The sequence below is a fragment of the Paenibacillus cellulositrophicus genome, assembly GCF_009363095.1.
Classification (GTDB): Bacteria; Bacillota; Bacilli; order Paenibacillales; family Paenibacillaceae; genus Paenibacillus_AQ; species Paenibacillus_AQ favisporus.
On record NZ_CP045295.1, the window covers coordinates 4,823,566 to 4,838,061 of the forward strand.

A 14,496-nucleotide genomic window follows, 5' to 3' on the forward strand; every position below is an offset into this window, starting at 1 on the left:
ACATCGGATTTTTTTTTGTTTTCTGAAAAAGACGCTGCCCGGCTTCATCTTTTACAATAAGAAAAAACAATTCGAACGAACAAGGTTGAGGAGGGGAGATCATATGAAAGCCGTTAAAGAGCATCAATCCTGGTTCAGTCTCGGGATCATCTGGGCCGGCGCGGTCATCAGCATCCCCAGTTTATTGGTGGGAAACACGCTGGTGGCAGGCATGGGATTGTCGAAAGCGCTGCTCGTCACGTTGGTGGGTTACTCCATCATTGTATTGCTCATGATTTTGCAGGGGATTCAAAGCACGGAGCTGGGAAGACCGACGGTTCAGGTTGCGGGTCAGGTGTTCGGCAAACAAGGATCCCGGACGATTCTTTCGATCATCCTCGCCATTGCGTGCCTCGGATGGTTCGGAATTCAGGCGAATGTGTGCGGTGCGGCCTTGGCCAATTTGTTAGCCGTAGGTGGAATGAGTGTCCCGGTTCCGCTGGCTTCTCTTATCTGCGGTCTTGTGATGGTGGTCTCGGCGATCTATGGCGTTAAAGTGCTGCGCGTCATCAGCTATATTGCCGTTCCTTTATTGATTGGGATCAGCGTATTTGGTCTTATCAAAGCATTGACCGGTGACTCCCTTCAGATTATTCAGAATTTTAAGCCACATGGAGCTATGAGCTTTACGGACGGACTGGCGGTAACCCTGGGTTCGTTTGCCTTGGGAGCGGTTGTCGCGGGAGATTACTCCCAATTTTCGAGAAAACGGTCCGATGTCCTGAAAGCCGCCCTATTCGGAATTATCCCAGCAGGCTTGCTGATGATCGGTGCAGGAGCCGTCCTGACGATTGCTTACCAGGCCAGCGATATTACAGCAACCTTTTTGAGCATCACGACTCCGTTTATTGGCGGTGTGGTTTTGATCCTCGCTACATGGAAGACGAACCTCGTGAATGCCATTTCAGGCGGTTTTGCCTTAATAAACGTGTTCAACGTATCGAAGGAAAAAGAAAAATGGGCCGTCGGCATCGCCGGAACGATTGGGACGGTACTGGCTGTCGTTGGCATACTCAACTATTTTACGCCGATTATGTCCATCCTGTCGGCCATGATTCCGCCGGTGGCAGGCGTGATGATCGCATCATACTGGGTGCTTGGCAAAGGGGATAAGAGCCGCTGGCATGAGGTCGAAGGCGTGAATATACTGGGCGTTATTTCCTGGCTTGTGGGCGCGGTCATCGCTTGTGCCCCTGTTGTGTTATCCCTGTTCCCAAGCCTGCCGCAGTTACCGAATCAGCCGTTGATCGGGATTGTCATTTCTTTTGTCATCTATTATGCAGGCTATCGTTTATCGGCTCGGAAAACAGTCATATTGGAGGAAACGTAAATGAGATATTTAGATCAAGCAGCTGTTGAAAACATCGCTGTCGGCGCAGCATTCTTAGGAACCGGGGGAGGGGGGGACTCTTACATCGGCAAATTGATGGCTCTCTCGGCCATTGAGAAGTTTGGACCTGTAAAACTGTTCTCCGTCGATGAGATTCAGGATGAGGACTTTTTTATCCCGGCCGCGATGATGGGGGCGCCTTCCGTACTCGTGGAGAAATTCCCTAAAGGGGACGAGTTTGTGAAGGTTTTTCAAAAATTAGCGAATTACTTGGGAAAAGAACAGATCGCCGGCACGTTTCCGATGGAAGCGGGGGGCGTCAATTCTATGATTCCCATCGTCGTTGCAGCGCAGCTGGGATTGCCTCTGATCGACTGTGACGGTATGGGACGGGCATTCCCGGAGCTGCAAATGGTCACGTTTAACCTGGACGGCATACCGGCGACACCGATGGCGATTACGGATGAAAAAGGGAACATCGGCATCTTTGAGACCATTGATAACAAATGGACGGAACGGCTGGCGAGAGTGGCTACGGTTGAAATGGGTGCCAGTGCTTTAGTCAGCCTGTACCCGGCAACGGGTGCGCAAATCAAGCAGAGCGGCGTTCATCATATCGTGACCCTGTCCGAACAGATCGGAGCCATCATTACATCGAAGAATCGGGACGCGGGCGATAAGCTTCAAGAACTGCTGAAACTGGTGTCCGGCTATGAACTTTTCCAAGGCAAAATTGTGGATGTCATCCGGGAAACCAAGGGAGGATTTAACCTCGGCCAAATGCATCTTGAAGGAATCGAGGCGTTTAAAGGCGGCGAGATGAAGGTTCATTTTCAAAATGAAAACCTGATTGCTGAAAAGAACGGTCAAGTGGTAGCGATGACCCCCGATTTGATCTGTCTGGTTGATTACGAAACCTTGTCGCCTGTAACTACGGAGAGCCTGAAATACGGTAAACGCGTACGGGTGGTTGGACTGCCTGCTCATGAAAAGTGGAGAACGGAAAAGGGAGTCCAGACGGTAGGACCAAGATACTTCGGATATGATTACGATTATGTTGCTATTGAGGAACTGGTGAAAAAGGCGGTGGCTGAGAATGTATAGAATCGGGATCGATGTAGGCGGCACCAACACAGATGCCATCATATTGGATGAGAATCATCATTTGATTCATGCGGTTAAATCCCCAACAAGTCTAGATATTAAAACAGGGATTGAAACTTCGCTCCGGAATTTGCTGAAGGAATCGAATATTGATAAAACCCAAATCACGCATGCCATGTTAGGCACGACGCAGTGTACTAATGCCATTGTTGAGCGTAAAAAGCTGGCCCAAGTCGGAGTCATTCGTCTGGGTTATCCGGCAACGGCCTCCGTTGCTCCGTACACGTCTTGGCCTGAGGATATGGTTCAGAAGCTGTCGGGTAAATATGCTCTCGTTCATGGCGGATATGAATATGACGGCCAAGTGCTTGGAGAAGTTGATAAAGCTGAAATTACAGCTCTTTTAGAAGAATGGGGGAGCAGTGTCGAGTCCATCGCAGTCATTGGTGTGTTTTCGTCCATTAAAAATGATCAGGAGCTCCAGATTCGCGATCTCATCCATCAAGTATACGGACCTGAATTCCCTGTTTCCTGTTCTTCATTGATTGGTTCTGTCGGCTTAATTGAACGGGAAAATGCGACCATACTGAACGCAGCCTTATGCAAGGTGATTGAAACGACGACCCAAGGATTTGTGCAGGCGTTAGAAGAAGAGGGCATCACGGACGCAGCGGTGTTTTTATGCCAGAATGACGGTACCCTGATGTCAATCGATTACGCTAAGCAATTTCCGATCCTAACCATTGCATGCGGGCCGACGAACAGCATACGTGGTGCCTCTTATTTGGCGAAGATCAAAGATACGATGGTTCTCGACGTGGGAGGGACGACATCGGACATCGGGGTGTTGCAGGACGGCTTCCCGAGAGAATCTTCGGTTGCGGTCGAGGTTGGCGATATCCGCACGAATTTCCGCATGCCGGATATTATCTCCGTCGGGTTGGGCGGCGGAAGCATTGTGCGTTCGGAGAACGGCAAAATTACAGTTGGCCCTGACAGCGTAGGATACAAGATTGGACAGGAAGCGCTGGTCTTTGGCGGGCATACGCTGACGACAACAGACATTGCCGTTCGGCTGGGTCTCGCGGATGTCGGGGATAAGAGCTTGGTAGCGCATCTGGATGAAGATTTCGCTAAAAAGGTGCAGTCTGAAATTGCAGCCATCATTGAGCAGGCCATTGATAAAATGAAGACCTCCTCGGGAGACGTTGAGCTTGTTTTGGTAGGCGGCGGCAGTGTCGTTATCCCGGACACCATTCGCGGGGTATCCCATATGATTAAGCCTGAGAACGGGGGCGTAGCCAACGCCATTGGCGCGTGTATAGCTCAAATCAGCGGACAATATGAACAAATTTATATCTATTCTACAGAGCCCCGTGAGGATTCATTAAGAGATGCGCAAGAAAAAGCCGTGAAGCAGGCGGTGCTGGCTGGCGCTGATCCGGCTACGGTGGAGCTTGTGGAAGTGGAAGAAACCCCGCTGGCTTATCATCCGGGAAATGCGACGAGACTGAGAGTGAAAGTAGTAGGAAACATGAAGTAGATGAGAGGCTTCACGCGAGTTCATACGACTTGTGTGAGGCTCTTTTTTTGTTAAGAGATCAGAAAGTATAAGTTTCGGAGCTTCACCTTCCTGATCTACAAGAAAAGCTTCCGCTAAACGTGGTCTGTCTTCTTTGAAGGTACGTCGATAGACGTTTTTCTTATCCATAAGGTGCACCGAGATGAGCAAAAATGAGATCTCACGCATTCTATAAGAACCTTGAGCGTAAATATGATAAAAGGTAAAATATAATATATTATAGCTACAATTCAATCTTAGGCGGACATGGTCTCCCTTCGTAAGGAGGTGGAGCCATGAAAGTGAAAGATGCATTAACACAACAAGAGAAAGTAAAACCCACCCAAAGGTTGAGGCCAGAGGTGGGTTTTGTTCCTGTACGACTTAGAGTGGGAATAAGCCATCCAAGCCAATTATTGCTTTTTTATTTTGAGGGAGATATGAAATAATTTCTGAAGGTGATCAATATAAAGTTGTTATTTATCTGTAGTAGAAATAGATGGAGAAGTCTTACAGCAGAGAAGATATTTGAACAGTACAACATGTATGATGTAAAATCTGCCGGTACAGAAGAGAACGCGAGAATCAAAGTTACTGCCGGCCATATTGGATGGGCTGATTTAATATTTGTAATGGAGAAAAAACATGAAAGAAGACTGAAAGAAAAATTCAGCTTAGATCTAAACGGAAAGCGAGTAATAAGACTTGATATAGAAGATGAGTATAGATATATGGATGAAGAACTAATTGAAATATTGAAAACAAGAGTATCAGAATACATTGAAGTACCTGAATAAATGAAGAGAATATGGAATGGTCTATTTTTGAGATTATTCAAGAATGCCCCGACAACATATAACAGCCACGCTGCGGTTAAGTCGGTGGGACGTCGTAATAGAGGAACGTTAGATGAAATTATTGCTTGCCGAAAGAAAAATAAATCAATTGGGAGGTATGAAGTAAATGTACAAATATATTTTTGTAGAGACTGATCTTGGTGGATTTTTTAGAGAGGCTACACACCATGAAACAATAGCTGAATATGCCAAGAATGGGTGGAGATTAGTTCAAGTTCTACCAACCAACTATAACGGTCAAGGCAAGCCCACGGATTATGAAATCATCTTTGAAAAGCTTGTAGACGAATAGAAGAATTGAAAATTAGGTGGTTACATAGGAAAGGCATATAAGATCAGATGTAGGAATGTAGATAAGAGCGAGCTATTTTGAAAATAGATTAATGTAAGACCTTTGGAACCCGCCATATATTCATCCAGCTGAAGAGACTATTGAAAGTTGATCAAGAAACCGTTCTTCGCGTAACAACCCATTCAATTCGTCGTCCCTTTGTCCGCCTGTCGCATTTCGAGAAGCTGATTGGCCGGACAACCCTGCATTTAACCGCAGTGAAACAAGAAATAATATAAATCTATTTACAAATACTCACTAATTGGAGTGCAGAATGAATAAATGGATCGCTATATTAATATGTTTCCTTCTATTTTCAGCAGGGTGCAGTACAACTCACAGTGTAGATACCGATTCAACCAAAGAATTAACAAAAGATTTGAAGGATCTTTCTCCGTCGATCGAAAAAGTCCAATTTACATTCACTCGTCCCAACCTTTTTTGCAGAATAGATATGAGCAAAGAATCGAGTAAAGAAGAACTGGAATCGATTCTTAAAGAAATTGAGAAATTTGCAACAATGGATAACATCAATGATATTGCTCGGAGTGTCAAATGGGGATTGGAAATATCAAATATATATCTGGATATTAATACGGATAAAGATAAAAAAACAATTGAACATGCGTATTACGCTAGGTACTTCAAGACATCGGACGCTAGTGATCACTCAGAAACAAACATTGAGGGTTACAGAACTTGGTATGAAAGAACTGAAAGATAATAATAGGATAGTTTTCAAGGAAAGTTATCCGAAACCCCTAAGATATTATGATGAGTGTAATTCTTATCTATAACCACTCACAGGAAGAGGAGACAGATGGATAAAGGGAAAATTATCTTTTTGAATGGAGTAACAAGCTCTGGAAAAACTTCTATCGTTGATGCAATTCAATCGTACACGGATCCATTTTTTTATGTAGTTGCAAATGACCTTTTTGAACAAATGATAGGGGATAAACATCTGCATGAAGATTATTGGAAGTATCTTAGCGAAGTCATTATTATGATGTACCATACAGCAAGATTATTTTCAGATAGTGGCAAGAACATTCTAATCGATGGGATTTTAGTTGAAAGACCCGAGTTAGTTCCACACTATGACAAGGTTAAAGGCATTTTTATGGGGTATCCATTAGAAATTGTTGAGGTGTATTGTCCTTTAGATATATGTCGCAAGCGCAATATTGAGCGTGGGGATAGATCAGAGGATCAGTCAGATTGGCAAAGTGAATTAATGGCGGAGAACATTCAATATAGTTGCTCAGTCGATACCAGTTTAAATACACCAGAAGAGTGTGCAGAAATTATAATTAGCACACTATTTAAGTAATCGTAAAACAACACAAGATATTATTGGTAACTGTTCGAAGAAGTCGGGAGCATCGGACGCTGCCGGCCGTTCGGCCTTGGTTCACAAGAAGTACGGTAACGCTATCCGAACTTCCGGTTTTGATTAAAAATACAGATATATCGGCACTGAATATTATGTGTAATTTGGGGTGATCTCCTTGGAGAGATGGGAAAAACTTATTCAAATTGTGAAAGATGAATCAGCTCGATTCGATGAAAGAGATGATGCAATTATTGTCTTGGCCGAATTTAATAACAATGAAGTTATCGAAGCTCTATTTAATATAGCAAAGAATAATCAGATCGATATAATGCTACAAGCAAGTGCCGGAGAGGTTTTGACTGAAATCTGGATAAGAAATTCGAATATTGACTTCAAAAAACTAACTATATTTACAGATTCAGCATTGAATGAAGCTTTAGGATTATTAAAAACTCATAAAATAGAATGGTACAACGAATATGAAAAACTAAAAACAAGTTAGCTTTTCAAGAAATGCTGACCTCGGTGCGCCAGGTGGATTACGGAGAAGTGACGTTAAGGCGGACATATCCAATTGAGGACGCTTGTACGCAAATGCCAATAAAGGTAAAATATAACTAATCGAATCTTAGGTGGGCAGGGTCTTCATTCTTGCTCTATTAACATACATCTATAAAACAACTAGAGAAAGTAAAAACCCACCCAAAGGTTGAGGCCGAAGGTGGGTTTTCTTCCTGTACGACTTAGAAAGGAATAAACCATCCAAGCCAATTGTACTGACCAAGTGTTCGCAGCACTTGGTCTTTATTACATATATAATAACACTAAGAAAAATCGTACCCAAGCGAGAAATAGAACTGAAAGTGCAGCCTGAATTGATTAACCAATGATGAGAGGGAGGAAATGATATGAGCGCAAATGAGGGAAACGATGTAGAGGAAAGCCTGGAAGACATTACGGGGATCACTTGTATTTACGTGCCAGTAAACGATGTTTACGAGTCTATTCAATGGTACCAAATAAATTTAGGGTACCAACCTGCAAACAACGATCTTGTTGAGCCTGGAATGAAGACGGCTGTATTGAATCTTCCCGATCGCAATGGAAACATGCCGTCACCTGGTTTAAGGCAAGTCGTACCTGCATTGTTCCTTCACCAATCGGACGAAGAAGGCGGTCGATTGCGTTTTTCATGGTCATTGGACAACGGCAAACCCCATGCAATGGCATGCTTTATTACTCCCAGAATTCAAGAACTGTCTAAACGATTCAAGGAAAACGGAGTGAACATTTTAGGTGAACGAGTAACAAGCGGACCGAACATAACGTTCGCAGATCCTGATGGTAACATATGGGAAGTGTGGCAACCTTAATTGAAGAACGAATATAAGAGAGCTGCTTCGCGAATGACAGCAAGTTTTTTGTTTAAGAAGGGGATTTCGTATAACACCATATTCGTGCTGTGGGGCGTTCGCTCTTCGGTTTGGCCGAGGGGTATCGAAAGAAGAGGAGGACAATAGATTGAATAAGCATCATGTTCATGAAACAAACAGCTTCTATTGGGATACGAAAGGAAATGACTTTTTAAGAGCCATCGTGCTTCCTTATTATGGGGCCTTTGTTTCAGAAGAAAAGTGCCAACTTTTTGGCGATGTTTCCGGAAAAAAGTTATTAGAGATTGGTTGTGGAAACGGTCACTCCTTGCAATATCACGGGGATCGCAAAGCATCTGAACTATGGGGAATCGATATATCAGAAAAACAAATTGAAAGGGCAAAGCAGCATATGACGGCGTGCGGCCTGTCAGCAAAATTGATCTGTTCTCCCATGGAAGAAGAGTGTGGCATACCCGCAGATTATTTTGATGTTGTTTATTCAATTTACGCCATAGGCTGGACAACTGACCTTGAAGGCACTTTTTGCCGGGTCGCTTCTTATTTAAAAAAAGACGGCATATTTATTTTCAGCTGGTCTCATCCTATACACCGATGTGTTGTTCAAGAAAATAATAGATTTGCTATGAACAAGCCTTATTTCGATGAATCCTGGTATTCGGTATCTCCAGATTTTTGTCAAGGCGAACTGACCTTATCTGATCGTAAACTATCAACCTACATCAATGCTTTGGCGAAAGCAGGTTTTGTTATTGAACAAATGATTGAAGAAACTGACAATGAAATCATACAATTGCACGATGCAAATGATGATTTGGTAAAAAGAGCGAAGATGTTTCCGGTAACCTTCGTGATCAAAGCAAGAAAACTTTAAAATAGGGGTTGATTAAAATAAACATCAATCGTTTAGATCATTTAGTGTTGACTGTTTCGAATATTGATCAAACCTGTGAATTTTATTCTCGGGTCTTAGGAATGCGAACAGTTACGTTTGGAGAAGGACGAAAGGCATTGCATTTTGGGCAGCAAAAAATAAATCTACATGAAGCAGGCAAAGAGTTTGAGCCAAAAGCGAAAACGCCTATGCCAGGCACTGCTGATTTATGTTTTATAACTGACGATCCTATACCCGATGTCATACGCCATTTAGAATATTGCAATGTAATGATTGAGGAAGGTCCTGTATTTAGAACAGGGGCATTAGGATCGATCACGTCTGTTTATCTAAGAGATCCAGATGGAAATTTAATCGAAATCTCTAATTACAACTAATCCTAAATGATAGTTTTATAAGGAATCAAGGGGGAGGTATTTATGGAGATGAATGACAAGTGCATTTTTCCGGACCCTTCAAAACATCCGGATTGGATCACCCCTCATACTCCGGAATGGTATTCGCAATTAAATAGTAGTGTTGGTGAATATCGATACCCATGGAATTCCACATTTGAAATGCCGACTGCAGAAAGGATTTTTGCTGAGCATCTATCTTCATTCATAACTCCAGACTCTCGAATGTTAGATGTTGGTTGCGGGCATGGAGATTTTACAGGTATCTGGGGAAATAAAGTGAAAGAAGTAATCGGGATTGATAATAGAGAAAACTTTATTAAAAGGGCGAATATAAACAATAACCATGAGTCAACTAAATATTTAGTAGTTAACGCAGATGATGAATTGCCCTTTCCAGATCATTATTTCGATATTGTTTACACCAAGAAGGGTCCATGGTTATACCAAGAGGCATCTCGTATTTTAAAGCAAGACGGATTTATTTTGGGATTATACCATGGAGGAACGGATGGGGGATTAAGAGACCTGTTTCCCGGATTGTTTTCTCCGTTACCTTATGATCCGTACAACCTGGATGCAGTAGAAGAACGGCATAAATTAAATCAAAGTGTGGGTTTATCTCAAATGAGTATTCGTCTACTAGAGGAAGTGGAGTATCTTGCTGCACCTGAAGATGTTTTGATCAAAAAGTGTTTTGGTCAGAGCGAAGAACTAAAAGATTTTGTCTGGAGTCAATGTCTTAAGGGAGTAGAAGAAATCTTCTATAAGTATGCAACTGAGAAAGGGCTAAGAGTTATCAATTATCATTATTTAATAACTGCGAAAGTAGAATAAGGGGGCTAATTTGATTTAATTTCCAAGAAGGGATCTTCATCATATAACAAAGTATTCACCGTCGGGCCAGACGGCCCTTGGCTACGTTGCGATATGCCTTAAGCCGAACGAAGCGATATATTAAAACCTTTAGAAGGAGCATTGATATGATAAAACGATTTCACCATGCCCAAATCACAATTCCCAAGGGAAAAGAAGAAGAAGCCAGGAACTTCTATTGTGGCATTCTGAAACTGGAAGAAATCCCAAAACCGGAATCATTAGTTGGTCGAGGCGGCTTTTGGGTTCAGGTAGGAGAACAACAATTACATGTTGGAACTGAAGATGGAGTGGATCGTTTACAAACGAAAGCCCATCTAGCGTATGAAGTGGAAAACTTAATAGAAATGGAAAAGCTGCTTAACAATAATGGTATTGAGATACTGGAATCTGTAGCAATACCAGGATATGAAAGATTTGAATTCAGGGATCCATTTGGCAATCGGGTTGAGTTTATTAAACCAATTTAAAAATATGTAATCTCAAAGGCATTTTAAAGGTGAAAATAAGAAGTACATGATTTGAGGTGTTACAAAGTTCCTTCTTTTAACAAAGTGCTGCAGCGTCGATTTAACAAAAATAAGGAGTTAATTTATGAATAATAGTGAGTTCACTGTTGGCTGGGGAACACTTGCATTAATTAATGCAGGATTAGCACAAGGAAAGAACAGAAGCGGACTTCATTGGTTTCTAATATCACTATTAATTGGACCATTAGCAACGCTGTTCATCGTGGTGTGGGATAGGAAAGATTAATGGCTTTGTAGGGAATATCGAGAAAGTCGATTCATCCGATAGCACTGCATCGCGGCCGGCTCCTGGCTGTCAAGCAGATCGGCATTCCATCATGAATATTGAGCTACTGGAAGTATATCGACACCGATTCGTATTCAAATGCCAAAGAGGTGCACGAAGCGGCGCCGTATCCACTGATTATCCTAAGCCATGGGATGGGCACGGGGATGGTACTTCACGCTTCACAGGCTGAAGAACTGGCAAGCCACGGCTACGTCGTTGCCGCGATCGACCATACCTACAGTACGTTGGCGACGATTTTTCCGGATGGCAGGCTGACGGACTACAGAGATGTCTTGGATGAGGATCTTTTTTTGGAACAGGGACGGAACATCGGGAAAGTATGGAGCGAATCGATATTATGGGACATTCCTTCGGTGGGGCTTCGGCGTTTGATGCGTCCTACACGGACGACCGGATCAAGGCGGGAATCGATATGGACGGGACGGTTTGCAGTTCAACTATGAAATACACGCAAAGTAAATATAAAATCATATCAGAAGGGAGCATCTATATGATCTGTAAGGTTAGTGATTTATCAGATCAAGTTCTCTATGAATTTTTATCCTATTGTATGAGCCCGGTTGCTGAAAGGATCGAGACCGAATGTAGTAAATACAAAACAAAAACAAACAGAGAACTGTATGGAATATATTTAAATAACACATTAAGAGGGATTATTGGATTAATTCGAGGTGAATCAGCAACAGAGTTAAAACATATTGCAATACATCCTGAATTTAGAATGCAGGGGTTGGGAAGTAAGTTAATAGAATACGTAATTAAGTCAACAAAAATCAATAAATTAGTAGCGGAAACTGATAAGGATGCAGTGAATTTTTATAAAAAGAAGGGCTTTAAGATTATAAGTTTAGGAGAAAAATATCCAGGGGTAGAACGATTTAAATGCGAGTATAGTAACAACTCATTGTAGGGACTCGTGGAAAGATATGAACATTCCATAACAATGTATCCACGTTGCATCGCTAACAGTATAAAGCGTCTTCAGGAGAGTAGACTTAGCAGCAGGCAACCCAGAGAACCTATCAGAGTTTCGGCGACCATTACAGACCTTTAAGTTTTCGGGTTCGTAGATCATAAAGAAGCACTGGTTCGAGGATCAATAGTTAGAAACAAGAAAGTAAACTAAGTGTCTTAGAATTATTAATAAATGACGATGACGAAGAAATTAGGAGCATAGCTAAAGAAAGAATATTAAAGGGCGAATATAAAGAATAGCTATGATTAGTCCAGTCTGACCGGGCGACAAAGTCTTGATATCTCCTACAGGTCAAATTATGAACCACATTCCTTCACTTTTCCATTTTTTATTCCTTTTTTTTAAAGAAATCGTACTTGATCACAAAATCAAAGAGAGCCGTATTTGCAATTGCTCCAAGCGGAATCATTAAGTATGCCCATGGCGGATTATTTGGAACTTCACCAGGGGGTGCTTCAATTAAAATCCCATAAAGGACAATACAGTAAATAATGGCCACCACAATACCTGTTACGTTTCTATTTTTCATAGCTGTTTTTCACCTCCAGGCTGAACATCATTTCATGTCTCGGTGGGGCATTCGTCATGCCGGTTACAGAGTATATAAGAGACGATCAACCCTGTCGTATCGGTACCCTTTGCTTTTGTACGATCGCTTTTGGCAAACTATACTTATATGAACGGATAAATAAGAGGGACAAAGGGATTAGACTCGGCTCGTATAAATAACTTGGCTTACTGAGAGCTTAATATATGAATATTAGTAGAATTCCAAGTGCAAAGAAAAATGAACCAATCACGATCGCAATAAACCCACCGAATTTTCGGGCTTCAATGTAGGCATCACTTGGCTCGGAGTCATCTTTTACTTTCCACGCTTCATTCATATTCCAACCAAACGTGGGTTTAATGCGACTAAGGATACCGAGTGCAATAAATATAGCGCTGAAAATAATTAAGGTTGCTTGAACCATGGGTAAATCAGCTCCTTTATTATAAGACGCTTAGGAGTTACTCGAAGTTCCGCCCCATATCACTTACGATTCTTAACGTAAAACAATCCACTTACTATAAAATACCTATCACAAGAAATATCCAATATGCGATTCCCATAAGCACTACCAGCAGGAAAAATTTTTTACCACTCATGTTATCACCTCCCAATAGACTAAGACTATTACAGGGGAATATATTCAGGGAGAGTGGATGGAAGCAGAAGTTAGATTTTCGAGGACGCCGGGGCCGATATTTATGAATTAAAAGCAAACCATATGATCAAATAAATTAACCCATAGATAGCGATTAATCCAAATGCACAGATAAGCACAATCAAGAGCACAAGTTTTTTACCATTCATGGATGCACCTCATTATAGACCTTAGCACAAAATAAGGGTTTTAATCCATAAATAACCACTAACGATCAATCATCAATAAGAATAGAGGTAATGACACAGTAGAGTCAGAAGTCAGAAAAAATACTATTCGTTCTTCTTCTGTATCCGCTTCTCAATGTAAATCCAGACATAGTAAGTAATCCAAAAGGCAATCATGGCTAGTAATGCAAAAGACTTTTTATCGTCTGGAAGAGTGAAAGCCAGGATGATTGCGAGAAGGAGGAACAGTGGTAAAAGGGTGAAGTATTTCTTTTTATGCAATTTAACTATCTCCTTATTATTAATTAGTTATAAATACATTATCACTATTAACAAATTCTGGGAAGTGCATGATAACGATATGTCTGATGAATTCTAGAATGACATTGTAGGTTTAAGCAAATAGGCACGTCAGTGCCTAACATTTGGGACTGACGCCCCTCGGTCACCCAATGTATAATCATGGAAGATGTCCCAGATGACACAAGAAGCTTTAAAAACCCATAAACCGGAGGATCCAATATGCCTTTTAAAGATGCATTTACTTCTTTCCCTAAGCTTGAAACTGAAAGATTTATATTGAGAGAATTACGTTCGGAAGATGCCGAGGCATACTACAGTTATTTCTCAGATCATGAAGTAACAAAATACTGGGGATATCCAGGGCCCAAAAATATCGAGACAGCCTCAAAGACATTTACGCGCTTTCAAAACGCATTTACCAGAAAAGAAATGATCACTTGGGGAATAGCTACGAAAGATGAGGATCAAATTATTGGGACATGCGTATTGAACGATTTTGTTAGAGGATCCATGGTTAACTTATCCTACAACTTATCAAGAGATTATTGGGGAAAAGGGATCATGACCGAAGTGCTCAATGCGATTATTCCTTTTGCATTTAATGAGCTGGATATGAACCGAATACAAGCTAAAGTAATGCCGGAAAACCATTCGTCTGTAAATCTTTTAACGAAGTTGGGTTTTGTGCAGGAGGGTTTGCTTCGGGACTATATATTTGGTGAGTTCATCATGGATACATTGATATTCTCGATGCTGAAGAAAGATTCTATTACAGCTGCGTAGCTGCGGCTTTTTAGTTTAGAACATATATCGTTTGCAGAAAATGCTCAACTTCAAGGGAGCAGCTCAACAGACAACCCTGCACCGACTACCCGCTCTGCTGCCGGCCAACTCGCTCTTATTCA

19 protein-coding genes and 1 pseudogene are annotated in these 14,496 nt (G+C 41.8%); 18 read left to right on the plus strand and 2 right to left on the minus strand.

The genetic code is table 11. The features are described from left to right. Positions 1–103: 103 nt before the first annotated feature. The 17 genes and pseudogenes from GCU45_RS21840 to GCU45_RS21910 all read left to right on the plus strand — a co-directional run bounded on the left by GCU45_RS21840 (position 104) and on the right by GCU45_RS21910 (position 11,847). Positions 104–1,369 carry a cytosine permease gene (locus GCU45_RS21840; RefSeq protein WP_152400476.1) on the plus strand — a complete coding sequence of 422 codons (1,266 nt, stop codon included), beginning with the start codon at positions 104–106 and terminating at the stop codon, positions 1,367–1,369. Continuing rightward, the gene (locus GCU45_RS21845; RefSeq protein WP_152400478.1) at positions 1,370–2,473 is read left to right on the plus strand and encodes an S-methyl thiohydantoin desulfurase family protein; all 1,104 of its coding nucleotides are present in this window, start codon (positions 1,370–1,372) and stop codon (positions 2,471–2,473) included. It begins immediately after the preceding gene. Further along, complete coding sequence (locus GCU45_RS21850; RefSeq protein ID WP_152400480.1) at positions 2,466–4,016, plus strand: hydantoinase/oxoprolinase family protein; 1,551 nt, start codon at positions 2,466–2,468, stop codon at positions 4,014–4,016. Before GCU45_RS21845 ends, GCU45_RS21850 begins: the two co-directional genes overlap by 8 nt. A 314-nt stretch (positions 4,017–4,330) precedes the next feature. Further along, entirely contained in the window at positions 4,331–4,483 is a 153-nt protein-coding gene (locus GCU45_RS33850; RefSeq protein WP_167527182.1) for a hypothetical protein, read from the plus strand. Positions 4,484–4,501: 18 nt separating this feature from the next. Continuing rightward, a complete protein-coding gene (locus tag GCU45_RS21855; protein WP_192716627.1) occupies positions 4,502–4,831 on the plus strand; it encodes a low molecular weight protein tyrosine phosphatase family protein in 330 nt (109 codons plus the stop codon). A 166-nt stretch (positions 4,832–4,997) separates the two neighbouring features. Next, entirely contained in the window at positions 4,998–5,183 is a 186-nt protein-coding gene (locus GCU45_RS21860) for a DUF4177 domain-containing protein (protein WP_145160624.1), read from the plus strand. A gap of 313 nt (positions 5,184–5,496) precedes the next feature. Further along, positions 5,497–5,946, plus strand: coding sequence for a hypothetical protein (locus GCU45_RS21865; protein WP_152400485.1), 450 nt, complete (start codon positions 5,497–5,499; stop codon positions 5,944–5,946). Between the two features lie 96 nt (positions 5,947–6,042). Continuing rightward, positions 6,043–6,555 (plus strand): phosphotransferase-like protein, encoded by a 513-nt coding sequence (locus GCU45_RS21870; protein ID WP_152400486.1) that lies wholly within the window; start codon positions 6,043–6,045, stop codon positions 6,553–6,555. A gap of 178 nt (positions 6,556–6,733) precedes the next feature. Continuing rightward, positions 6,734–7,060 (plus strand): hypothetical protein, encoded by a 327-nt coding sequence (locus tag GCU45_RS21875; RefSeq protein ID WP_152400488.1) that lies wholly within the window; start codon positions 6,734–6,736, stop codon positions 7,058–7,060. 406 nt (positions 7,061–7,466) lie between these two features. Continuing rightward, a complete protein-coding gene (locus tag GCU45_RS21880) occupies positions 7,467–7,931 on the plus strand; it encodes a VOC family protein (protein ID WP_152400490.1) in 465 nt (154 codons plus the stop codon). Between the two features lie 148 nt (positions 7,932–8,079). Continuing rightward, entirely contained in the window at positions 8,080–8,826 is a 747-nt protein-coding gene (locus tag GCU45_RS21885) for a class I SAM-dependent methyltransferase (RefSeq protein WP_152400492.1), read from the plus strand. Between the two features lie 17 nt (positions 8,827–8,843). Beyond that, positions 8,844–9,224, plus strand: a complete 381-nt coding sequence (locus GCU45_RS21890) for a VOC family protein (RefSeq protein WP_152403249.1) — start codon at positions 8,844–8,846, stop codon at positions 9,222–9,224. A gap of 42 nt (positions 9,225–9,266) precedes the next feature. Beyond that, positions 9,267–10,079, plus strand: a complete 813-nt coding sequence (locus tag GCU45_RS21895) for a class I SAM-dependent methyltransferase (RefSeq protein WP_152400494.1) — start codon at positions 9,267–9,269, stop codon at positions 10,077–10,079. A gap of 146 nt (positions 10,080–10,225) precedes the next feature. Further along, on the plus strand, positions 10,226–10,588 hold the full coding sequence (locus tag GCU45_RS21900; RefSeq protein WP_152400496.1) for a VOC family protein: 363 nt from the start codon (positions 10,226–10,228) through the stop codon (positions 10,586–10,588). Between the two features lie 124 nt (positions 10,589–10,712). Next, the gene (locus GCU45_RS33855; protein WP_163879033.1) at positions 10,713–10,874 is read left to right on the plus strand and encodes a hypothetical protein; all 162 of its coding nucleotides are present in this window, start codon (positions 10,713–10,715) and stop codon (positions 10,872–10,874) included. 149 nt (positions 10,875–11,023) lie between these two features. Continuing rightward, a pseudogene (locus tag GCU45_RS34575) lies at positions 11,024–11,101 on the plus strand (hypothetical protein); the annotation flags it as partial. A gap of 326 nt (positions 11,102–11,427) precedes the next feature. Then, positions 11,428–11,847 (plus strand): GNAT family N-acetyltransferase, encoded by a 420-nt coding sequence (locus GCU45_RS21910; protein WP_152400501.1) that lies wholly within the window; start codon positions 11,428–11,430, stop codon positions 11,845–11,847. Between the two features lie 394 nt (positions 11,848–12,241). On the opposite strand, the gene GCU45_RS21915 is transcribed toward GCU45_RS21910, so the two are convergent. Beyond that, positions 12,242–12,442: a hypothetical protein gene (locus tag GCU45_RS21915; RefSeq protein WP_152400503.1), complete on the minus strand. Its 201-nt coding sequence runs from the start codon at positions 12,440–12,442 to the stop codon at positions 12,242–12,244. Positions 12,443–12,659: 217 nt separating this feature from the next. Beyond that, positions 12,660–12,887 (minus strand): DUF6199 family natural product biosynthesis protein, encoded by a 228-nt coding sequence (locus GCU45_RS21920; protein WP_152400505.1) that lies wholly within the window; start codon positions 12,885–12,887, stop codon positions 12,660–12,662. A gap of 923 nt (positions 12,888–13,810) precedes the next feature. Here GCU45_RS21920 and GCU45_RS21930 point away from each other — a divergent pair. Then, positions 13,811–14,374 carry a GNAT family N-acetyltransferase gene (locus tag GCU45_RS21930; protein ID WP_152400507.1) on the plus strand — a complete coding sequence of 188 codons (564 nt, stop codon included), beginning with the start codon at positions 13,811–13,813 and terminating at the stop codon, positions 14,372–14,374. Positions 14,375–14,496 lie beyond the last annotated feature (122 nt).